The 20,582-nt window shown below is 61.2% G+C and carries 22 protein-coding genes; 4 read left to right on the forward strand and 18 right to left on the reverse strand.

Annotation, left to right across the window (positions count from 1 at the left end; translation table 11 throughout):
• Positions 1–141 precede the first annotated feature (141 nt).
• Positions 142–666, reverse strand: a complete 525-nt coding sequence (locus NMG80_RS01510; protein ID WP_254016498.1) for a metallophosphoesterase family protein — start codon at positions 664–666, stop codon at positions 142–144.
• A 191-nt stretch (positions 667–857) separates the two neighbouring features.
• Between NMG80_RS01510 and NMG80_RS01515 the strand changes: the two genes are divergently transcribed.
• Positions 858–1,112 (forward strand): DUF982 domain-containing protein, encoded by a 255-nt coding sequence (locus NMG80_RS01515; protein WP_254016499.1) that lies wholly within the window; start codon positions 858–860, stop codon positions 1,110–1,112.
• A gap of 232 nt (positions 1,113–1,344) precedes the next feature.
• Here the strand turns inward: NMG80_RS01515 and NMG80_RS01520 are convergent, their stop codons facing one another.
• The 5 genes from NMG80_RS01520 to eglC form a co-directional block, all read right to left on the reverse strand.
• Positions 1,345–3,891 (reverse strand): NAD-dependent epimerase/dehydratase family protein, encoded by a 2,547-nt coding sequence (locus tag NMG80_RS01520; RefSeq protein WP_254016500.1) that lies wholly within the window; start codon positions 3,889–3,891, stop codon positions 1,345–1,347.
• A 353-nt stretch (positions 3,892–4,244) separates the two neighbouring features.
• Entirely contained in the window at positions 4,245–4,538 is a 294-nt protein-coding gene (locus NMG80_RS01525; RefSeq protein ID WP_254016501.1) for a hypothetical protein, read from the reverse strand.
• A gap of 81 nt (positions 4,539–4,619) precedes the next feature.
• Entirely contained in the window at positions 4,620–5,930 is a 1,311-nt protein-coding gene (locus NMG80_RS01530; RefSeq protein WP_254016502.1) for an HlyD family type I secretion periplasmic adaptor subunit, read from the reverse strand.
• Positions 5,930–7,675, reverse strand: coding sequence for a type I secretion system permease/ATPase (locus NMG80_RS01535; RefSeq protein WP_254016550.1), 1,746 nt, complete (start codon positions 7,673–7,675; stop codon positions 5,930–5,932). The genes NMG80_RS01530 and NMG80_RS01535 overlap by 1 nt, the downstream gene beginning before the upstream one ends.
• Before the next feature lie 100 nt (positions 7,676–7,775).
• Positions 7,776–9,167, reverse strand: coding sequence for an endo-1,3-1,4-beta-glycanase EglC (gene eglC / locus NMG80_RS01540; RefSeq protein ID WP_254016503.1), 1,392 nt, complete (start codon positions 9,165–9,167; stop codon positions 7,776–7,778).
• A gap of 334 nt (positions 9,168–9,501) precedes the next feature.
• On the opposite strand from eglC, the gene NMG80_RS01545 reads away from it, so the two are divergent.
• Together NMG80_RS01545 and NMG80_RS01550 are read left to right on the forward strand one after the other, a co-directional pair.
• Positions 9,502–9,750 (forward strand): DUF4160 domain-containing protein, encoded by a 249-nt coding sequence (locus tag NMG80_RS01545; protein ID WP_254016504.1) that lies wholly within the window; start codon positions 9,502–9,504, stop codon positions 9,748–9,750.
• The gene (locus tag NMG80_RS01550; protein ID WP_254016505.1) at positions 9,737–10,150 is read left to right on the forward strand and encodes a DUF2442 domain-containing protein; all 414 of its coding nucleotides are present in this window, start codon (positions 9,737–9,739) and stop codon (positions 10,148–10,150) included. The genes NMG80_RS01545 and NMG80_RS01550 overlap by 14 nt, the downstream gene beginning before the upstream one ends.
• 304 nt (positions 10,151–10,454) lie before the next feature.
• On the opposite strand, the gene NMG80_RS01555 is transcribed toward NMG80_RS01550, so the two are convergent.
• From NMG80_RS01555 to NMG80_RS01610, 12 genes are all read right to left on the reverse strand, one after another.
• Positions 10,455–11,276 carry a D-glutamate cyclase family protein gene (locus NMG80_RS01555; RefSeq protein ID WP_254016506.1) on the reverse strand — a complete coding sequence of 274 codons (822 nt, stop codon included), beginning with the start codon at positions 11,274–11,276 and terminating at the stop codon, positions 10,455–10,457.
• A 189-nt stretch (positions 11,277–11,465) separates the two neighbouring features.
• Positions 11,466–12,281: a type III secretion system export apparatus subunit SctT gene (sctT, locus tag NMG80_RS01560; RefSeq protein WP_254016507.1), complete on the reverse strand. Its 816-nt coding sequence runs from the start codon at positions 12,279–12,281 to the stop codon at positions 11,466–11,468.
• Positions 12,282–12,289: 8 nt separating this feature from the next.
• Positions 12,290–12,559 (reverse strand): EscS/YscS/HrcS family type III secretion system export apparatus protein, encoded by a 270-nt coding sequence (locus tag NMG80_RS01565; RefSeq protein ID WP_254016508.1) that lies wholly within the window; start codon positions 12,557–12,559, stop codon positions 12,290–12,292.
• Between the two features lie 18 nt (positions 12,560–12,577).
• Positions 12,578–13,231 carry a type III secretion system export apparatus subunit SctR gene (gene sctR, locus NMG80_RS01570; RefSeq protein ID WP_254016509.1) on the reverse strand — a complete coding sequence of 218 codons (654 nt, stop codon included), beginning with the start codon at positions 13,229–13,231 and terminating at the stop codon, positions 12,578–12,580.
• Positions 13,224–14,198, reverse strand: coding sequence for a type III secretion system cytoplasmic ring protein SctQ (gene sctQ, locus NMG80_RS01575; protein WP_254016510.1), 975 nt, complete (start codon positions 14,196–14,198; stop codon positions 13,224–13,226). Before sctQ ends, sctR begins: the two co-directional genes overlap by 8 nt.
• Positions 14,199–14,349: 151 nt before the next feature.
• Positions 14,350–14,811: a hypothetical protein gene (locus NMG80_RS01580; protein WP_254016511.1), complete on the reverse strand. Its 462-nt coding sequence runs from the start codon at positions 14,809–14,811 to the stop codon at positions 14,350–14,352.
• Between the two features lie 13 nt (positions 14,812–14,824).
• Positions 14,825–16,183: a FliI/YscN family ATPase gene (locus tag NMG80_RS01585; protein WP_254016512.1), complete on the reverse strand. Its 1,359-nt coding sequence runs from the start codon at positions 16,181–16,183 to the stop codon at positions 14,825–14,827.
• Complete coding sequence (gene sctL / locus NMG80_RS01590) at positions 16,180–16,800, reverse strand: type III secretion system stator protein SctL (protein WP_254016513.1); 621 nt, start codon at positions 16,798–16,800, stop codon at positions 16,180–16,182. Before sctL ends, NMG80_RS01585 begins: the two co-directional genes overlap by 4 nt.
• A gap of 5 nt (positions 16,801–16,805) precedes the next feature.
• The gene (locus NMG80_RS01595; RefSeq protein WP_254016514.1) at positions 16,806–17,429 is read right to left on the reverse strand and encodes a SctK family type III secretion system sorting platform protein; all 624 of its coding nucleotides are present in this window, start codon (positions 17,427–17,429) and stop codon (positions 16,806–16,808) included.
• Positions 17,426–18,265: a type III secretion system inner membrane ring lipoprotein SctJ gene (sctJ, locus tag NMG80_RS01600; RefSeq protein WP_367185900.1), complete on the reverse strand. Its 840-nt coding sequence runs from the start codon at positions 18,263–18,265 to the stop codon at positions 17,426–17,428. Before sctJ ends, NMG80_RS01595 begins: the two co-directional genes overlap by 4 nt.
• 9 nt (positions 18,266–18,274) lie before the next feature.
• The gene (locus NMG80_RS01605; protein ID WP_254016515.1) at positions 18,275–18,931 is read right to left on the reverse strand and encodes a hypothetical protein; all 657 of its coding nucleotides are present in this window, start codon (positions 18,929–18,931) and stop codon (positions 18,275–18,277) included.
• Positions 18,932–18,951: 20 nt separating this feature from the next.
• Positions 18,952–19,563 (reverse strand): type III secretion protein, encoded by a 612-nt coding sequence (locus NMG80_RS01610; protein ID WP_436798523.1) that lies wholly within the window; start codon positions 19,561–19,563, stop codon positions 18,952–18,954.
• Between the two features lie 259 nt (positions 19,564–19,822).
• On the opposite strand from NMG80_RS01610, the gene NMG80_RS37160 reads away from it, so the two are divergent.
• A complete protein-coding gene (locus tag NMG80_RS37160; RefSeq protein WP_436798524.1) occupies positions 19,823–20,545 on the forward strand; it encodes a L,D-transpeptidase in 723 nt (240 codons plus the stop codon).
• Positions 20,546–20,582 lie beyond the last annotated feature (37 nt).

Raw genomic sequence — 20,582 nt, forward strand, 5'->3', positions numbered from 1 at the left:
AGGCCGGCTTGGCAGGCTCGCCGTCTTCTGCGCACTTTTCGGAGCGCACGATCAACGAGGATAGACGTCAGGTTCGAAGGGGCACCAAGTGGCGAAACTCACCGACATGTCAGCAACAGCCGGAGTGATCCGTGTTTTGGATCACTTGCGCTGAATTTCCCGGCTGACCGTCCGCCGCCCTCGGCTTGCAAGGATGGCGGAAAGGGTGACCGGGCGAAAATCCCAGCTGTCGACGCCGGCGTCGTACTGGCGGGTGAGCGGACTCAGCCGGCCGTGGGAATGGCCATGCAGATCGATTGATTTCTTGCCGATCTGATTCCAGGTGCGAAAAGGATAGTGGCAAAGGATCAGCAACCTGCCGTCTATCGTCAGTTCCTTATAATGTTGTGTGCTGGCCCAACCCGCAGCCTCTATGGTCGCCGCGCCATCGTTGTTGCCGATAATCAGATGCTTCTCGCCATGAAGAGACGACAGGAGCGATGCAACGAGTTCGGCCGATCCCTTCGCAAAGTCGCCGAGATGCCAGATCTCGTCAGCCGGGCTGACGGTTTCGTTCCAGAGCGAAATCAGCGCTCGATCGTGTTCGGCCAGCGAGCCGAATGGGCGGCGATCGATGCGCAGGATGCGAGGATCGCTGAAATGTGTGTCGGCCGTGAAATAGATCATGGTCGTTCACAGCCTTTGTGGCTGGCAGATCACCTTCGTGGCGGTCACCTGCATTACGCCAAACTGCGCGGGTGGGGGAGATGCCATCAACCTACCATGGACAGGACAGCGGCAAGTCCGGCAACGATTAATATTTGAGGTGGCGAACAAGATCAGACGCGGCTAACATACTCCTCGCTTTGGAGAGTACCGTGCGCACGAGACGTTTCAGAAAGCCGATTGTCGTTCAACCCGGTCGGATCGATCGCGACAGGGTCGTTTTGTCTGTCTCCGACGCGGCTGAAGTGCTGCTGAGGGACTGGCCGACGCCAACCTCCAAGACGCGACTGGCTGCAATGGCAGCCTGCCTTGCTGTTATCCGCGGCGAAAAGCCGCCAAGGGTCGCACGCCAGGCGTTCATCGTCGCCGCCAAGGACGCGAGGATCCTGCTCGGCGAACAAATCTAATTCCTCGACACAGTGATTTTGACAGATCGGCATCGGCAGCGAACGCCGATAATTCCCGTCAGTGGCGAATCGCCCTTCCGTGACATCAGCCGAAGAATGCAGCGGCTCAGGATAAATGCTGATCTGTAGTGATCCTTCGCGCGCCCCTCTGTCCCTCCGCCATTAAAGATTCTGCACCGTCGTGACGCTCTGATGTCACGGCCCGGATCGCCAGGCGCTGAAGCCTAGTTGCTCAGACAATCGCTCGATCCCAACCGCCATAATGCTGGTCGCTGCGCGTGCCGCGCGGCAGGCTGAGCACGATCAGCGCCAGACCGATCGCAACGTCCGCCACGATCGCCTGGGGTTCACCGCCGGCAAGCACGAAGGGGGATACTGCGATCCAGGCACCAAGCACGACATTGAGGAAGCGCACCGGCCGCACCACTTCGGCCATGGCCGTGACTGCGACCATGATAATGAGACAGCCGAGGACGTGATCGCTGAAGTAAAGCGGTGGCTGCGTGCCGAAGATCAATGGCGTCGTCATCAGCAAGGCGCCGAGCAGCGTGCTTGCTACCAGCGTCCACGGGAAGTTGACGCCGCCGGTGACAAATTCGTTCAGCACCTCGAAAATCGGGCGGTCGAGGTCAGCCCCAGGCGTCTGGTTCTCCGACAGCGCCGGTCCGCCCATCCAGAAGGTACGCCAGAACGGCTCGCCTGCCCTCGTGGCGCCCCAGAGATACTGGATCGTCGCCAGCACCTCATCGACCGAGTAAGGGATCAGCACCACAGTGACGGCGGCCTGGAGGATGCAGAGCGTGCAGAGCGCACCAATCAGCGGTGGCTGGATGATGATGAAGGACACGCTGACCACGCCGAGCGGAATGATCAGCAACCCGAAGAGGAGCACCATCCACGGCATGGTGCGCCAGCGCCGGCGGTCGCCGATCGCGCCGGCGAGGATATCGAGGCAATAGGCAAGCGCGCCGAGCCCGGCATCGGCGATCGGGAAACCCTTCGAGACCCATGACGTCACCACCGCCTCGCTGCCGTTGCGCACCGGCGCGCCGCCGGGGCCGAAGAACGGGTCCCACAGCCCATCCGCGTGGCCCATCTGGAAGGCGGCGAGATAGCGCGAGACGAACAGGCCGACGAAGGCCAGCGCCACGATCGGAATCCGCTGCGTGAAGGTCGATGGCGAATAGGTCCAGCCCAGCGGAATGTCGTCGTCGGCCGCCAGCGCGCGGCGGCTGATGCCAGGGGTCGGCGGGATCATCACTGCAAAGGCGACGATCAGCATGCCGACGAGCGTGTCGATGGCATAGGCGGCGGCGCTGGTCGTCCAAAACAGCAACGGCGCCAGCATCACCCAAACTCCGAGCGACGCAGTGATCCACTGCACCCAACGCCAGCGTCGGGACATGCCCATCAACGCAAAGACCGTCACCAGCAGGCCGGAAACGATCTCGCTGACGCCGAGGCCTGCGTTGCGCACTTGCGGCTCCGCGACAGCGTGCCCCAGAGCGGGAGGTATCGCGGCTGTGACGGGATCGAACAGGCCAACTGTCATTGGCGAGGTGACCAGCCACAGTCCAAGCGCAGCGTTGGTCATCGGCGCCCAGAGCGTCTTGGACAGATGCCGTTTTATCGCGGCTTCGACGTCTTCCTTGCTTCGTTCGAGCGGTCCCTTGAGGCGCCTTTCGGCCTGTTCGATTTCGGGGTCCGAAGCCGCGACAACCGGCGGATCGAGCTTGTTGGCCGCATACCAGTCCGTGGGGTCCTGCTTCAGCCGGCGGATCATCTCCGGCAATGTGTCCAGCAGATTGTGTCTGGGCGCCCAGCCCAGCAGAGTTTTGGCCCGCGAGACGTCGATCTCGTAATGATCGTCCGAGTTCTCGATCATCCACGGTTTGATGTCGGTGTCCTGATCGAGCACCTCCGTCTGCACCCAGGCGCCCAGCTTCGTCAGCTGCTTCGGCAGCGCCAAGGTGCGCCAGTCCTCGCCATGGATAAGCCGGCCGATACGCTTCTGCATCTCCTCGTATGACGGTGTGTCTTCTTCGCCGATCAGAAGCACGGTCTCGGCCGGAAGTTCGGCGCGCCGGTCGACGGTGCGCACCACCGCATCGACGAGATCGTCCTTGTGCAGATAGGGCTGGCCGGCGGTGATATCGCCGGCGAACAAATAGGCGGTCGGCAAGCGCTCGAAGATCCGGGCGATCTGCTGGGCAATGAAGGCCGCCCGGCAGTCTTCGTCATAGACGCCGGCGAGCCGCAGGATCACCGTCTTAATCTGGCCGCGCTCTCTCGAAATCAGCGCCTCGGTTTCGGCTTTCGATTTTGGGTAGGCCCAAGCCGGGTCAAGCGGCGAGTCCTCATTGATTTTCGCGCCCTTCCCCGGGCTTGGCGCATGGACGAGAAGCGTGCTGGAGAACACGAACTGTTCGGTCTCGACCGCGGTCAGCGCCTTCAGGAGCCGGCGCGTGCCCTGCACGGTGACGGCGTCATATTTCGGGTTGTCCTCGCCGGTCGTGTCATAATAGGCGGCAAGATGGACGACCGAAGCGATGCGACCGCCGTTGCGCTCCCGTGCCGCCTGCACAGCCCTGCTCACGCCCTCATCGGAGGTGAGATCGATCTCGATCGTCTCCATGCCGGCGGGGGCATGCTTCGGTTTTGCGACGTCGAGGCCGATGACGCGATAGCGGTTAATCAAGCCTCGCGCGATCGCCTGCCCCAGGAAGCCGCTGCTGCCGGTGATAAGAACCGTCGGAAGGGTCGTGCCGTTACTCGCCACAGCTCAGGCCTGTTCGCCAGGCCGTCTGGACTTCAACCGGGCAAGCTGCCGGTCACGGTTAGCCGCAGTCCCATTCAGCCGGATGTGGGCGATCTGCAATGTCTTATCGAAGGTCATCATTGCCTCAAAGAGAAGTAAGCGCCTCGCGCCCCGCCCAGTGAGTTAACACCGGCATGCCAAAAATGTTTCCGGAGTCAGAATGTTTCCGGGGCCCGAATAGAAATTGCTGCTGGAGCCATTTGTTCCAGGCATCCTTTCGCAACCAGCCGGCGTCATGGAGTGGCGTCGTGGCCCCGGCCACTCCGCAGCGAAGCGAACCTGGTGCAGCGTCGCACTCATCGGGCTCGCGATTTTCAGCTGGCGCCTCTTGTGGACGGCTTGTCAGTGTTCCATTCCGCCTTGCGTGCCCGCGCTTCCTCGAAGATCAGCTTGAACTCCCGCATCATCGCGCTCTCAATGGCGAACGCGCTGCCTGGCAGGGCGCCGGGGTCTTCCTGATTGTTCTGGAATTGAAAACGGGCCTCCAGCTCGGCCCATATTCGCTCGGCAGCGGCGTCGAGGCCGGCAAGCAGCGCGACGACCAGCGCCAGAGTCTCGCGCTGGGCATTGAGCCGCCCCTCGATCTCTTCATTCGTCAACTTGGACATGTGGACCGCTTCCAGTTTCAGGCGAAACGGCAAAATCGCGTCCTTGTTCCGGAATTCAGCTCGTCGGCTCGCCGAGAGAGCCTACTCCTCCCTGAAAGCTCGCTGGATCTGATCCGCCAAAGGTTTCACGAGATAGGACAGCATGGTGCGGTTGCCGGTCGAAAAGAACACCTCGACAGGCATGCCTGGCGCCAGGGCCACGCCCTTGAGCCGGCTAAGCTCTGTGCGCGGCAAAACAACATGCACCGTGTAAAAGCCGGTGCCGGTTTTCTCATCGACATTGAGATCGGCGGAAATCTTGCTGACGGCACCATTCAGTTCCGGCGTCGTTTGCTGGTTGAATGCCGACAGCCGCAGGGTCGCGCCTTGTCCTGGCGTCAATTGATCGATGTCTTGCGGAGCCACACGCGCCTCGACGGTCAGGTCGTCAGTCACCGGGACAATCAGCATGATGAGCTCGCCCGGAGAAATGACGCCACCGACCGTGTGCACGCCAAGCTGATGAACGACACCGTTCTGCGGACTGCGTATATCGATGCGTTTGAGCTGATCTTCGGCCGAAACCTTGCGCTCGACGGATTCGGAGATCTTTGCCTGGACGTCACGCAGTTCGCTCGCCACTTCGCTGCGCAAATCCTGGTCGATCTGGATGATCTGCAAACGGATTTCGGAGGTACGACCCTTTGATTGCGCAATTGCCGCAGTCAGTTGCCCGTGCTCGCCCTTAAGCCGCACGGCATCGCGTTCAAGCGTAGTTATGCGATCGATTGAAACCAGCTTGCGTTGCCACAGGCTACGCATGCCTTCGAGCTCAAAGCCGATCAACTTGATTTCCTGGCTCTTGGCATCTCTTTGCTCGGTCAAGCCGGAAACTTCTTCGGCAAGCTGCGCAATGCGCTCTGCCAACTGAGCCTTCTGACCGGAGCGCGCCTGTCGGCGAAATTCGAACAGAGATTGCTCGCCGGCCATCGCCCGACCAATCTCGCGGGCATCCTGGCGTGATACAAGTGAAGCTGGAAAGCTGATGCTTGCTTTGCCGTCGCGTTCGGCCTCAAGGCGAGCCAGGCGCGCCTCGAATTCGTCCAGGCTCTTGGTGACGATCGCCAGATTGGCCCGGGTGATGGTCTCATCGAGGCGGATCAAAACCTGGCCCGCCTTTACCGCATCGCCTTCTCGAACGAGGATTTGACCGACCACGCCGCCGGTTGGATGCTGCACTTTCTTGACGCTGGAATCGACGACCAATTTTCCCGAAGCGATGACGGCTCCGGAAAGTTCGGTGACGGCGGCCAAACTCCCCGCCCCGCCAACCAGCAGGATGCAGGTCGCGACACCGCCAAGCAGATAGCGTCGAATAATGCGATCGGCTGCGAATATCGTGCGTTGCGCCATCAGGATGCCGACTCCTCAAGCCCTGAAACGACCTTCAGGGGAACGCCTGCTGGGCGGGTGATCTTGCTCAAGATCTCATTCCTCGGACCAAAGGCCTGGATACGGCCGTTCGCCATCACAAGAACCTGATCCAGGCTGGCAAGCGCGCTTGGCCGATGTGCGACCACGATGGCAATACCGCCTCGAGCGCGAACAGTTTGAATCGCCACCGTCAACGCGGCCTCGCCTTCCGCATCGAGGTTGGAGTTAGGCTCGTCGAGGATGACGAGGAACGGATCGCCATAGAGCGCCCGGGCAAGCGCCACCCGCTGTCTCTGGCCGGCCGAAAGCGCCGACCCGGCCTCGCCGATGCGCGTCTCGTAGCCTTCCGGCAGGTGGATGATGAGATCATGAACGCCGGCCGCGCGCGCAGCCGCCAGTATCTTGTCCGACGGCGCTTGCGGTTCGAAGCGCGCGATATTCTCGGCAATGGTGCCGTCGAACAGTTGGACATCCTGCGGCAGATAGCCGACATGGCTGCCCAGCTCTTCCGGCGACCACTGGTCGAGCGTTGCGCCATCCAGCCTGACGGTTCCGCGGATTGGGAGCCATATGCCGGCAATTGCCCGAACCAGCGATGATTTTCCCGAAGCGCTTGGTCCGACGATCCCGAGGCCGACGCCCTTTTCCAGTGCAAAGGTGGCGTCCTGCACGACCACACGGTGCTCCCCCGGCGGTGTGACACTGATACTTTCGACCGAAAGAGCAGATCTCGGCGCAGGCAGCGAGACACTTATCGCAGTTTCGGGAAGCAGGGCCAAAAGCTGGGTCAGCCGGGTCCAGGCCTGGCGGGCGGTGACGAAGCCCTTCCAGTGGGCGATAGCCAGTTCGATCGGTGCGAGCGCCCGGCTCATCATGATCGAACTGGCGATCATGATGCCGCCGGTCGCCTCCTGATGAATGACCAGATACGCGCCGATCGCCAATATGCCCGACTGCAGCATCATGCGCAGGATCTTCGCGATCGTTGCGAGCGTCCCGGCAAGGTCGCTGGCCGTTGCGTTGGTGTTTAGATAATCGGCGTTGACGCTGGACCAGCGCTCGGCAATGCGCGAGCCAAAGCCCATGGCCTGCAGAACCTCGACATTGCGGCGCGTCGCTTCGGCAAGTGTATTGCGCGCTGCCGCTTGACTGTTTGCCTTTCTGGCGGGCTCTCTCGTGCGAATTTCGGCAAGCAATGCCAGGCTGAAGAGAATGACCACGCCGGCCAGCGCCGTCATGCCGATCCAGAAATGGAACAGGAAGCAGATTGCGAGGTAGAGCGGCATCCACGGCAGGTCAAAAAGCGCGGTCGGACCGGCGCTCGACATGAACGATCGCACCTGGTCAAGATCGCGCAAGGATTGAAGGCCGTCGCCTGCGAGCTTGGTGCGCAGCGGCAAACGCATGAGGGCGGCATAGACCTGTCCGCTCAAGCGCGCGTCCAGCGCCATTCCGATGCGCACCAGCAAACGCGACCGGATGAGTTCAAGAACGCCCTGAAAGACGAAAAGCGTGCCGGCAAACACGGCGAGCCCGACGAGCGTCGGCACGCTGCGGCCAGGTATGACGCGATCGTAGACCTGCAGCATGAAAAACGAGCCGGTCAGCGCCAGAACATTGACGACGCCGCTCATCAATGCAATTCCCGCCAACGCTCGCCGAAACGCGGCCAAAACCGCCGCAAGTGTCGTCCGCGGCGGTTCAGGTGGAATGGGATGCGACATCGCCTTCACATCAGTTCCAGTTCGGTCTCACGCGGCAATAACCGCGCCCGAAATCAGGCCTGATGACGAACGTGTCGGAGCCGAGCCCATCTGTCAAATGTTAGATAATCCAATCTTGCAACGCATAGGCATGGATGTAGTCGATTTGCATTTCCGCAGGCGTCGCAAGCCCGTCGGCGGGCGCTCCCGCTTGGCCACCAATCCCCATATTCACCAGCATATACATCGGGTCATGCATGTCGGCAGGCGTTGCGGCACGAGCGACTTCGACGTCGTCGAAATACCAGACGAGTTCGTCTTCTGTCCAAAGCACGCCATATGTGTGGAACCCTTTGGTATCCGAGGCGTAGGCCGTCGAGCCTACTGTTGTATGAGTTCCCGTCGCGTTCGAGTGGCCTGTCAAGATGAGCTTGTTCGGATCCTGACCGAACATCTCTATGACGTCCAGTTCCGGTGGCCAGGAGCCGTCCTCCGGGAGAAGCCAGAAGGCCGGCCATGCACCTTGTGTTTCGGGCATATCGGCCCGAATTTCAAAATAGCCGTAGGTCTGCGCGAAGGATTCGTAGGTCGTCAGCAATCCTGACGTGTATTGGTAGTTATTTATGTAGGGACGGATCGCCTCAGGAGCCCGGGCGGCGGTAATGGTGAGAACGCCGTCGTCAATGCTGAACGGATTGACGGAACGTGTCGGGGCGTAGTCGGTATCGATGTACCATTGAAGATCGTTGTTGCTCGTGAGCGTGCTGCCGTTCGCGGCCCCCCACCAGTAGTTCGAGTCCCAGGTGCCGCTCGAGCCGTTCCACAGGTCCAGCGTGTCGAATTCGTCCGAGAAGGTGAGTTCCAGAGCCGACCTGTCAACGGCCAGCTTGAACTGGCTTGCGGTGAACTCGCCGATGGTCTTGTTGGCGAAGACGAGAAACTCGCCGTCGGACAGATTGAGGCGGACGTTGGCTCCCGACTGGACCATGTCGGCACGCACCTCCTCGAAGGAGGTGAAGCCGTAGCTGCCGACGCGAACCGTATCCGTCGCGCCAAGGTCCAGGATCAGATCACTGCCATTGCCGGGGTTGACGACGAAAATGTCCGCCCCGGATCCGCCCTTGAGCACGTCATCGCCCTGTAAGCCGTCGAGCGTCTGTTGGCCGGAGCCACCGGTAACGATGTTGTTCAGCTCGTTTCCGAAAGCATAGCGTTTGTCGCCCGTGACCGTCAGATTCTCGAAATTGGCTGGGAGCTTGTAGCTCATCCAGGTCGAGATGGTGTCCACCCCTTCGCCGGACAGCTCGACCGCCTTGTTTTTCGCGGCATACAGATAATAGATGTCGTCGCCCTTGCCGCCACGCATTGTGACGGTGACGTTAGCGTCCCCATACATCGAGTCGTTGTATGTGCTGCCATAAAGTGTCGGGCCGGAATTGGTCGCCGAATACCACTTTACGGAGGAGCCGCTGTAGGGAAGTGGAACGCCCTTGGCGTTCAGAACCGTGGCCATCGCGGTCTTTTCTCCTTTGTCTCGCTGGATAGCAGCCCTAACATCTATCAAGGGTAAAAGGAGCCATCACGTCTTGGTTTTCGACTTAGGAGAGTTAGCAAAAGCTTAACACGTTTTGCCGGCCCGAAGCCAGATGAGCTGCTAATAGACCTTGAACGCGCCCGCGTCGGCGCGTGCATCCACATCGGTGATCAGCATGTGCCTCGGCGAAAGCATGATGCTTGCAATCATCCGGTTCTGCTCACGTTAGCTGACACGCTGCCTTTGTCTTTTTGATGCGATTCCTGCTCGGAGCCACTTTCCTAAGCGCTTAGGTTTTGGTAATGTGCGGAAAATGCCGACTGTGTTCCGCTTCAATGGCCTGCGTGTGGTCATCTATCCGAACGATCATCGACCCGCGCACGTCCATGTCAAGGGTGCGGTCGGCGAAGCGGTGTTCATCCTGCATTGCCCTGACGGGCCACCGGAACTGCGGGAGAGTTTTGGGTTCAACCGGCCCGATCTGGGCCGCATCAAGGACGAGCTGGCAAACGTGCTAATCGTCCTTTGCGAGGAATGGAGAACAATTCATGGCCGTTACTGAGGACGAATTTGAACGGGCCGAAAAGCGCATGGCCTCCTTGCGTGAGGCCGGACATGCTGTTTCCGCCCGCTACGATCGCCGGGCGGCGCGCATCGTCGTCAACCTGAATACTGGCGTGCAGGTGGCATTTCCCGTACGCTTGGCCGAAGGTCTTGCCGACGCATCGCCGGGCGATCTTGCGGAAATCGAGATCAGCCCCGCCGGTCTCGGCCTGCATTGGCCGAAACTCGATGTAGACGTGTATGTGCCGGCGATGCTGCAAGGCGTTTTCGGGTCCAGACAGTGGATGGCCGCCCAACTCGGCGCTGCCGGTGGCAGAGCCCGCTCGCGCGCCAAGGGCGCTGCATCTCGTGAAAACGGTCGCAAGGGCGGGCGGCCGCGCAAGCTGGCGAACGGATAAGCGGCGACATGCAGGAAGCGCGCCGGATCGCCGCCGCCACCAACCTCAGGGTTCGCCAGCTGGAAAAGCGGGCATCAGAGGCGGCGCCATGGCCGAACACATGCTCGGATACAGGAATGAGCGTTTCGGCCATCGCCAGGAAATTCACGACTAGGGCGAAGCAAGGAGGGAAGCGACGCGGCGCAGACCCTAGGATGACGAAGTGGAGGGATGTTTCGGCTAATCCTAGAGGTTTGCCATTCGCCACTGACGGGAATTATCGACGCTGCCGATCGCCGATCTGTCAAATCACTGTGTCGAGGAACTAATACACCTTGAAAGCGCCTGCATCGGCGCGTGCATCAACATCGGTGATTAGCATGTGCCCCGGCGATACCGTGATCGAGGTCGCCAGTTCGGCACGAGCAAGCGCATCCTGCGCGGTGATGCTGCTGGCCCAGAATACGGGGACCTCCCCGTCCATGATTTTCACCGCATCGCCCCAATCGGGAGCCATCAAGTCGGCTATTCCGATGACCATGGGATCTCCGACATGGATGGGAGAGCCGTGGGCATGCGGGAAGCGTGCGGTGAGGGCGCGAACCCTGTCGACGTCGCAACGGCTTATCGGACGCATCGAGACGACCATCTCGCCACCAAACGGTCCGACACGGTCCGTCTGGATCCTGGTTCGGAACTTGGGTGAGGCCTTGCCGCAGCCGATGCGGCTCAGTTTCTTTTCGGCAAGTGCAGCTTCGACGGTCAGCGAACTGCCGAGCGCGAAAGCGGCAAAATCATCCTGCCACAGGTCGATGATGTCCGTCCTCCGACGGGTCAGCTCGCCGAAATGATAGATGTTGTATTGGGGGGCATCGGTGCGGATGTCGATATCGCCCAGCGCCGGGATCAATGGGCTGCCGGCGCGATTGACGCCGACCAATGGACAGGGTTTCGGGTTGCGGATGCAGAACTGGTGGAAGTCGCTGGCAAAGCTGCGCGGCACAATCACAATATTGGCCTGGAGCTTGCCGTTCGCCAGGCCCCCTGTATGCCCCTCATAGACGCCCATTCTGACAAGCCTGCGCAGCCTATCCGCATCGACCAGCCGCAGGTCCTCGAAGATCGGTGAAGTGGTCAGGCGAGCCATGGCTTCCGAGGGGGTATGCGCGTTTCAGAGACAAGTCGGGAGGGCGTAAGATCGTTGGCAGCTCGGCTGCTTGTCAAATCGTCAGAATCTTTCCTCAACGATAAATTGTATTTATTGGCCGGCCAACGATTGCTTCATCTTACGACCGACGCTTGCGCAGACCTTGCTGTTGTCCCAACCTTCCCCTTGTCATTGACAGCTGCGGCAGCCGATCGCTTCTATCTGTCGGCCTGCCTCGTTCAGGAAGCCAAGGTCTCGGTTCATGTAGTAGAGCAGGAAAGCAGAATAGAGGACAAAGACCAGGCTAAACACCAGCGTCTTCACGATCAGCGAAAGCGCAAAAACGTTGAGGTGCGGCGAGGCGCGCGCCAGGAAGGCGAGCACAAGGTCGGACAACAGCATGCTGACGATGAGCGGGAAAACCAGGGTCAACGCCATCATCAGAATGCGGTTCAGCAGATCGAGGAAGATTGCGGCCGCATCCTTGCTGAACACCGGCAGAAGCTGGTCGATCGGCCACAGGCCATAGCTGTCGTAGAGGCTGGTCAAGGATAACTCGAGGCCGCCGGCAGCCAGGTAGACCGTCACCATGATGACGGCGAGCAAGGTGCCGGTGGCGCTCGTCTCATGCGTCATCATCGGGTCAATCAGCGTCCCCATCGTCGAGCCGCGCTGCAGGTCCAGGATGTCGCCGGCGGCCTCGGCCGCCCAGAACGGAATGCCCATCGCCAGCCCGAGCGTTACCCCGACGACGACCTCCTTGAGCATGTAGGCGACGATCATCGTCGTCGCGATGTCGGTGTTTGTCAGCCTGTCGACGATCATCGGAAAGACCGGAACCGCCAGCGCCAGGGCAACGCCGTTGCGCAGTAGGCCCGACAACGGCACACGCGAAAAGAGTGGCATCAGCAGCATGAATCCGGTCATGCGGGCGAGCGCGAAAGCTCCCGCCAAAAGATAGAACTGAAGCTCCTTGATCGACGCGAAGAAGGGTTCGACCGGCATCTGCCCCCTCAACGCGTTACGACGGGGAATTCGTCCAGCGCCGTTGAGGCCTGCTCGGCGATCTGCTGGCCAAGCAGCGGGCCGAAGACGATGATAACCAGCAGGATCACGACAAGCTTGATCGTCTGCGGTAGGGACTGATCCTGAATTTGCGTCAGTGCCTGGGCCAGCCCGACCAGGATGCCGACGGCCAGCGCCGCGACGATCGCTGGGCCTGATGCGAACAGCACCGTCAGGAGCGCGCCTTGGACTTTCGCCAGGATGAAGTCTTGGCTCATGCAAACCTCCCAGCGGCGTCAGACGTAACTCAGGATCAGGCCGTGCATCAGCCGCGACCAGCCATCTATGGCGACGAAAAGGAACAGTTTCAGCGGGACCGAAATGAGGACCGGCGAGACCATGATCATGCCGAGCGTCATCAGGATGTTGGCAACGACGATGTCGATGATGAGGAAGGGAAGATAAAGCAGAAAGCCGATTTCAAACGCCCGCGTCAGCTCTGACGCGACAAAGGCAGGAACAAGTATCGAAAGATCGTCGTCCTTCAGATTTTGTCGTGCCTGTTCCGGCCATAGGCGGTTCGTGCCGTCGAGAAAGAACTGCCGCTCTTCCGGCTGGGTGAACTTGATCAGGTGCTGCTGCAAGGGTTCCCTGACCAGTTGCGCCGCCCTGGCGAGGTCGTCGGTCGTCTGGAACTGAACCTGCCCTTCCTGAAGCCGTCCCGACATCTCGCTCAGCAACGGTGTCGTGACATAGACCGTGAGCACCAGCGCTATGCCGTAGAGCACCAGATTGGGCGGCATCTGCTGGACGCCGAGCGCGTTGCGGATGAGGAACAGCACGACCGAGATCTTCAGGAATCCGGTCATGGTGACGACTGCCAGCGGCAGCAGACCGACAAAGCCGACGGCAATCAGGATCCCAAGCAGGTTGGGCGAATTGTCAAGCATTGTCGAACATGCGGGCGATCCGCACGCCCAGGCTCTCCCCAATCCGCACGATCTCGCCACGGCCGACGCGTTTGCCATTGGCGATGATGTCGACGGTCTCCTTCGTCACATTGGCGAGCGGAACGATCGCGCCTGGCGCAAGCTGCCTTACCTCGCCGAGAGGCATCGCCGTGCGGCCGAGCTCGAAGGCAAGCGCAACCGGCAACTCGTCCAGAGTTGCCTCTTCCAATGCCTGGTCGGCATGCGGCGGCGTGTTTTGGTTCATGGTCCACTCCCATTTCGATCCGGCGATTGCAGTCGGGACGGCAAGCAGTTGCGGTCCAACGGCAGTCAGCACCGCCGGGGCATAAAGCCGCTCGGCAATGACCAATGCCGCCTCTTCCTCTTCGCCATCGAAAAGCACCACGTCGCCAGATTGCAGACTTTGAAGCTCACCAACGCTGATGGTAAGCGCGTGGCGCCAGAGGCAGACCGGCAACGGGAATTCGGCAGGGACCGGTGGCCTCGCTTTGCCGATCTGGTCGAGAAAGCGCCCGGCCCGCACCGCCAGATCGACGCTGGCGGTGTGCAAGGCGCAACCTATGGTTTCGTCCTTGCCGGTCAGGACGAGAGCCAGCGCGGTTTGGTCCAGAACGCTGTCTTCTCGTTCGATCGACGTGATGGCGATCGTCTCGCCCAGCTTGCTCTCGATCCATTCGAGATCTTCTTCGAATACGGACTCCAGCAGCAGTGCGGCGTGAGCGGGTGCCAGTCGTTTCGGATCGATTAGCTCGTCAGCCCTGGCAAGACCTCGTTCGACAACAGATAGCGGCAAGCGCAATTTGCCCACCATGTCCCCGAGAATGAACGCAATCGTGCACAACGGCTGGTCCACAAGGTTCGGCGCCGGCCAGACGGCGGCGAGCGCCATGGTTTTCCCGGCAATCGTGATCTGCGCGGGAGCACGGCGGCGGTAGAAGGCGTTCAATGCTTCAACCTCCACAGCCGCAACAGAGTCCAATGTCAGCGGCTCGCCAACGCTCGAGCGTGTGCGTCTGACCGGTTCTGCGCGTGCTTTCTTTTTTGCCGACGCCAAGGCCTGAGGCATCACACTTCCATATTCAGGATCACGGATTGGGCTATCGTTCTGTGGGCAGGCGCAGTGGACTGCGCTCGTCTTCCTCGGAAAGCTCGGCAAGCGCCAGGCTGCGACGCGCAGTGCGTTTGGTCAGCTGCTGCAACAGCCCGTCCAGCTTCGTCACCGCCTTCATGCTGGCGCGATGATCGCTGCGGGCTGCCGATAACTCGGCTTTGCTTCGCTGCTCGGTGACGCCGGCCAGCTTCTGGTTTTCCCGAAGCTGTTCGGTTTGCCTGGCGGCGCGCTCGAACTGTCCCTGAAGCCGATGAAGGCTGGCGGCCTTCACCGGTTGTCCAACAAGCGAACCGAATGCTGCATCCTCAGCGTCGGCTGTGTGCTGCAGGTGTTTGCTGACCGCGGCTGCCGCCTCCTGAACCGCTCCGGCGGCCCGCTGCGCAGCGGCGTATCTCCTTATGACCGCTTCGTTTGCGCGCTGTTCACCGTGGCGCCTGAGGTCGCGCAATCGTGCGATTATGTCACGATCCTTCATTGACGATCCCCCGCATGCGTTCGCGCGTCCTCTCGATGGTCTCGTGGGTGGCGGACGGCTGTCGCAGGAAGGCGTTGATGGCGTCGATCTTCGCCACCGCCTCGTCCGCCACTGCATCGCTGCCCTTTTCATATTCGCCGACGCGCAGCAGCAATTCGACGTCGGCGTAGCGGGCGAGCAGCTCCCGTAAGCGGCCGGCGTCCGACCGATGCTCAGCCGGCACCACCGTGTCCATGAGGCGACTGCGGCTGCGCAGCACGTCGATGGCCGGGAAATGATTGCGCTGCGCAAGCTCGTTCGACAGAAAAACATGGCCGTCGAGAAGCGCCTGGATTTCTTCGGCAACCGGATCCAGCGTGCCATCGCCCTCCAGAAGAACGCTGTAGAGGCTTGTAATGGAGCCGACGCGGCCAGGCCCTGAGCGCTCGAGCAATCGGGGCAGAACTGCAAAAAGCGAAGACGGAAAACCGCGACGCGTCGGCGGCTCGCCTGAAGCGAGGCCAATCTCGCGCTGCGCACGGGCAAAGCGCGTGATGTTGTCCATTGCCAGCAGCACATGCTTGCCCTGGTCGCGAAAATATTCGGCGATGCTGGTCGCCACATAAGCGGCCTTGACGCGCTCGATCGCCGGCCGATCGGACGTCGCGACGACGATGATCGCTCGCGCCAGCCCTTCCGGCCCGAGCTGATGCTCGATGAATTCGCGCACTTCACGTCCGCGTTCGCCGACAAGCGCAACCACGGCAACGTTTGCGTCGGTGCCGCTGACGATATCCGAAAGCAGGATCGACTTGCCGACGCCAGGCTCGCCGAAGATGCCGACGCGCTGCCCACGCGCGCAGGTGAGAAGCCCATCGAGGGCACGGATTCCGAGCTGGATAGGCTCGGAAATCAAACTGCGCTCCAGCGGCGATGGCGGATAGGCGTTGACCGGATAGCTGCCGTTAATGCCGTCCGGCGAAAGCGGCTTGCCATCCAATGGCTCGCCGAACGCGCTGATCACCCGACCAAGCAGGCCGGGCCCGACGGGCACCGATTGGGTCTTTCCGGTCGCAATGACCTCCGTGAGGCTTGAAAGGCCGGTGAGGTCGCCAAGCGGAACAAGGACCGCCATGTCGTCCATGAGCCCAACGACTTCCGCCTTGGTCGCCGTGCCGGTCCTGGGATCGAGGAGTTCGCAGATCTCGCCGATCCGAACCTCCTCCACCGTCGCGTGAATGACCGTGCCGGTGACCCGCCGCACACGCCCTTTCCTGGGTCGGCTGGCATCGTCACGCAGGCCGGAACGCAGGTTCGGAACGATCGATGCGAGGCGGCTCTCGAGCTTGCTGGCGGGACTTGTCATGCCGCCGCCTCGGCCTTTGATGAAATCGCAGCGGCAATGGCGTCGAGCTGTGCCTCGATGCTGGCGTCGACGACGGCAATGTCGGTCGAGAGGATGCAAGCGCCCGTCGCCAGCGTATCGTCCGCGTCGATCTCGACCGTCATGCCCAAGTCACTCTCGCGCAGGACCGTGTTCAGTTCGTCGCGAACCCTGTTAACGGAAGCAGGATGAAGTCGGACCTTCAGATATTTGGCACGGCGAACTTCAGTTATGGCCTGCGCGGCCGCCTTGGCGACCAGCATGCTCGCGTCGAATTCTCCCAGCACGCGCCTGACCACATCGAGAGCTAGATTGATGATTTCGGCCTCCAGCCCACCGAGATAGCGATCTACCTTGACCGCGGTCTCGCTGACCAGACGCGCGGCATCCGCGTCGCCTTGCGCCTTACCATCTTCATAACCCTGCGCATATTCGGCCGCATAGGCTCGCCGAGCGGCGTCACGCAACTGCTGCGCATCACGCCTGGCCTCGTCGAGAAAGGCGTGCCCATCCTGCCAGGCGCGAGCCTCGGCAGCGCGCAGGATGCGGGCGACGGGGCGCCTCGGCACCGCAGTGGTCGCTTTGCCCGGATCGACCATCTCGCCTAACCCATCGCCCGTCGAACAATCGCCGGACCAGCTTCGGCAAATGGTTCGGCTGTCGGCTGGTCAACAAGTTCATGCGGCATCAGCTTGAGGCGGACCCGCATGCTGATTTCGCCCGGCGTCGCCTGACACCAGCCGCCAAGGCAACGCAGGCCGTCGGCATGGACACGACGATGAATGTCTTCAAGGGGCTCCAATGGCTGCATCGGACCGGCCAGATCGCGGTTGGCGACTGCGAAAGCGCAGATTTCCGCGCCGAGCGCTGCCTGTAGCGCGGCGGCTTGGCGTCCATCGATGACGGCGGCCAGACTGCCGGCCCAGTAGATCGCGCCGGCGCGAAGCGCAAGTTCCTCCAACTCCTCTGCCGACGACAAGGCAATCGCCCGGTCTATCTCATCGGCTGGTTCGTTGGAAACGGCGCCGCTGAGGCCGTAACGGTCGAGCAGAAGCTCCGACAATCGCTCCTGCAGGCGCTGCGACCGCAACATTCGCTCGCAGGCAGCCTCGCCGATCGTGCCGTCAAAGCATTGCGCCAGCCGAGCCGCATCCGCATAGAATGCGGGATTGGCCATGAATGTCTGCCATTCCCGGCTGGCGGTTTGCGTCGAGCCGGTCTGGATCATGTCTTCTTCACCGGCATTGTCGAAGCGTCGAGCGCATAAACGCCGGGTCGTCGATACCACTGGACGTAAGCCAAGCGGGCAGCCAGGGCGAGTAGTGCCGCCGTCATGCCGTAAAACAGCCACATCGCGGCGACGACGCTGTCGGGATGCAACCAGAGGCCGAGGAACGTCGTGAAACCTGGCTCGCCGTTTGCGTTCTCGGGAACTGCCGCGGTCACCGGAATGAGGGTGACGGATACATTGTCATAAGTCAGCCCGGCGATGCCTTTGGCCACCAGCATCTTGACCTGCGGGATCAGCTCATTCATCGGGACGGATGCGCGATGCCGGATGAAAACCGAGGCCGACGATGGCACCAGCCGCTGTCTCAGCGGATCGTTTTCGGGCAGGACGAGATGAACGCGCGCGGAAAGCACGCCGTCGATGTCCGAAATCGTCTGCGACAGCTCCTGGCTCAGGCCATAAATCATCGTCGCCCGCTCTTCGACCGGCGAGGATACAAACCCGTCTCGCTTGAACACGTCGCCGAGCGTCTGGAATTCCTGTTTGGGCAACCCGCTTTCGTCGAGAATCGCCATGGCTTCGGCGAAACGGTCCCTCTGTACGGAAACCGTCATTTTGCCGTCCTTGCCCGCCTCGCGTTGAGCCGGGATGCCGTGACGCATCAGCGTGGCCACGATCTCGTTGGCCTGCCGCTGGTTGAGGTTGGAATACAGCTCAACCGAGCACGCCTGGAGCACAAGCATGCTCGCCACGACGAGCGCGACGCGGCACCGGACGCCGCATCGATTCAATAGTGTTGACCGCCGCGGCAAGGATATCGTGTGCACGAACACTCCGTAGGCTTACTGTTGCTTGATCAGCGTGCTGGTGGACGACGTAACGGCCGTCACGCTGCTGGTGACCACTTCGAGATTGGCGGCTGCCCACATCACCGAAATGGATCGTTCGAGCAGTTGCTCGGCATTTTTCGCGGTGGCGTTTTCGCCTTCCTTGCCTGACGGGGCGGCCTTGCCGGCGCCATCCTGCATGGTGGCCGTTTCAGCATTCGCAGGGGCATTTGCCTCGGGGGCATTTGCCTGGGGGGCATTTGCCTGGCCAAGCGCCTTCTGGACCTGCTGCATGGTCCCTTCCAGCGACTGGACCGCAGAACCGAACAATGCAGACGGATCGGTGAGCGCCCCGCCGCCAGCCTTCTCCACCTCGGCCAGATAGTCGAAAAGCTTGTGTTCGGCGACCGGCTCGGTCTTTTCCAGATTGGAGGATTGGCCGGCCATTGCCGGATTGGCTCCCGAAGACGCCTGCGCCACCTGCTGGCCTGCCCGCATGGCGACATCACCGCGTTCAGGCATGCCAAGCTTCGCGGCCTTTTCCTGATTGGCACCCACCATTCGGTTACCCGGCTGCGCTGCCGTTCCGGCGGTGATCTGCTGCTGCGAAGCTATGCTGGTGGTCAAGTTTGCCAGTGTGGCTTCCAGGGCTCCAATCGGCGCGATTTGCATGAACCTGCCCTCCTGCTTACTTAGTTCGGTTTGCCGGAGGGAACATTCTGCGCCTCCGCCTGCCTGCCGCGGAAAACGCGGACCGGAACAACTTTGCCAACATCCTGCTTGGTGCTCGGCGCTGCAGGAACTCCCAGTGTTTTCCTGACAAGTTCAACATAGGACGGCGGCCCCGATACCGAGACAACATCGTCCTGCGTGGACACCTTTATCGGAAACTTCGGGTCGATGACCCCCAGCCGCGAAAGCCGATCTTCCGCACCGGCAGCCGTGTTGGCATCAAGCGCGATCATTTCCGTCCGGACCTCAGCTTCGGTCGCGACGTTCATGACGATGCCATCGAAATGCCAGACCAGCCCGTATCGATCGCAGATCTCTTGCAGGAACTCGCGGGCGGTTCCCACCGGCATGCCGGCGCTTAAACGTCCCTTTACGAGCTTGCTGACACGCATGGGCACTCGCATGTTGCGGCCGAGCTCGACCAGCGCGTCGGCCACCGACTGATCGACGGTGATGTATTTGTACGGGCCGGCAGGCCAGCGCGGCTCGGCGGCGTCGGCCGGCGACGAGGCAAGGCCGAATGCCAGGATCATCGCAAGACCGCAGGCGGCAAAAGCAGCCTTGGCTCCCAAGAACCGATCCGCATGGCAGGTGTCGCGTCCCGTCAACATTGGTCCTATCGCAAAGGGACGCACGAGCGATGGCCCGCGTCGCTTGTTTCATGGTTTGCCCGCCAATTCACTCTATCGTGCACATCGCAAAATTGGAAGTCCAATTGGATTGCGCACGAGCATTTGGTGCCAAATGTTGCGAACCGCCTGCAAAGCGATATGGTGCGCGCTGGAATCAGGTGATCGCCAGCTGAACGCCTGGATACAGGAGAGACCGGTCTTGGCGGCAATCATGATCCTGCTTGCGAACTTGCCTGTTCCCGTCAACGTTTCGGGACGCAAAGTCCTGATCGCGCCGCGCCTTATCCGGAGGTTTCGTGCTTCAGTTCTGGTAGCTGCCGCGTCGATTGCCGCCGTGGCGCCGGCGCAGGCCCAATCGAATAGCGGTTATGACCCACGAAGCTGGACTTACGATCCGGCAAGAAATGTGCTGGTCTCCCCTTCCGCTCCCGACCAGACTTCCCATGGAGAAATCCAGCGCGAGTGGTCAGCAATCCCGAGGCAGATCGTGCATTTCAGTGAGGCTCAACCGAAGGGATCGATCGTGATCAGCACCACGGAGCGGCGGCTTTACTACATCCTGGGCAACGGCAGGGCGCTGCGATACGCGGTGGGGGTTGGAAAGGAGGGATTGGAGTGGTCCGGCCTCGACACGATATCGAGCAAGAAGAGCTGGCCAGATTGGCGGCCGCCGGCCGAAATGCGATCCAGAGAAGCATCAAAAGGCCGCTTCCTGCCTGTGCATGTCGAGGGAGGACCGGACAATCCACTGGGCGCGCGCGCATTGTATATCGGCAACACGCTTTATCGCGTCCACGGCACCAACCAGCCATGGACCGTCGGACAGGCCAACTCCTCCGGTTGCATTCGCATGACCAATGACGACGTCATCGATCTTTATGACCGCGTGAAGATCGGCAGCCAGATCATTGTGCGGCATTGATGGCCGTTCCCGAAAGCCGCAAATGAGTGATTCCCAG

Origin of the sequence: Mesorhizobium escarrei, from assembly GCF_935825525.1 — a bacterium.
GTDB classification, from domain to species: domain Bacteria; phylum Pseudomonadota; class Alphaproteobacteria; order Rhizobiales; family Rhizobiaceae; genus Mesorhizobium; species Mesorhizobium escarrei.

Excerpts from the sequence above, each read along its gene's own strand:
- NMG80_RS01510 (WP_254016498.1), bottom strand. The coding sequence starts at position 666 with ATGATCTATTTCACGGCCGACACACATTTCAGCGATCCTCGCATCCTG.
- NMG80_RS01525 (WP_254016501.1), bottom strand. The coding sequence starts at position 4,538 with ATGTCCAAGTTGACGAATGAAGAGATCGAGGGGCGGCTCAATGCCCAG.
- NMG80_RS01530 (WP_254016502.1), bottom strand. The coding sequence starts at position 5,930 with ATGGCGCAACGCACGATATTCGCAGCCGATCGCATTATTCGACGCTAT.
- NMG80_RS01535 (WP_254016550.1), bottom strand. The coding sequence starts at position 7,675 with ATGTCGCATCCCATTCCACCTGAACCGCCGCGGACGACACTTGCGGCG.
- eglC (WP_254016503.1), bottom strand. The coding sequence starts at position 9,167 with ATGGCCACGGTTCTGAACGCCAAGGGCGTTCCACTTCCCTACAGCGGC.
- NMG80_RS01545 (WP_254016504.1), top strand. The coding sequence starts at position 9,502 with ATGCCGACTGTGTTCCGCTTCAATGGCCTGCGTGTGGTCATCTATCCG.
- NMG80_RS01550 (WP_254016505.1), top strand. The coding sequence starts at position 9,737 with ATGGCCGTTACTGAGGACGAATTTGAACGGGCCGAAAAGCGCATGGCC.
- NMG80_RS01555 (WP_254016506.1), bottom strand. The coding sequence starts at position 11,276 with ATGGCTCGCCTGACCACTTCACCGATCTTCGAGGACCTGCGGCTGGTC.
- sctT (WP_254016507.1), bottom strand. The coding sequence starts at position 12,281 with ATGCCGGTCGAACCCTTCTTCGCGTCGATCAAGGAGCTTCAGTTCTAT.
- NMG80_RS01565 (WP_254016508.1), bottom strand. The coding sequence starts at position 12,559 with ATGAGCCAAGACTTCATCCTGGCGAAAGTCCAAGGCGCGCTCCTGACG.
- sctR (WP_254016509.1), bottom strand. The coding sequence starts at position 13,231 with ATGCTTGACAATTCGCCCAACCTGCTTGGGATCCTGATTGCCGTCGGC.
- NMG80_RS01585 (WP_254016512.1), bottom strand. The coding sequence starts at position 16,183 with ATGACAAGTCCCGCCAGCAAGCTCGAGAGCCGCCTCGCATCGATCGTT.
- sctL (WP_254016513.1), bottom strand. The coding sequence starts at position 16,800 with ATGGTCGATCCGGGCAAAGCGACCACTGCGGTGCCGAGGCGCCCCGTC.
- NMG80_RS01595 (WP_254016514.1), bottom strand. The coding sequence starts at position 17,429 with ATGATCCAGACCGGCTCGACGCAAACCGCCAGCCGGGAATGGCAGACA.
- NMG80_RS01605 (WP_254016515.1), bottom strand. The coding sequence starts at position 18,931 with ATGCAAATCGCGCCGATTGGAGCCCTGGAAGCCACACTGGCAAACTTG.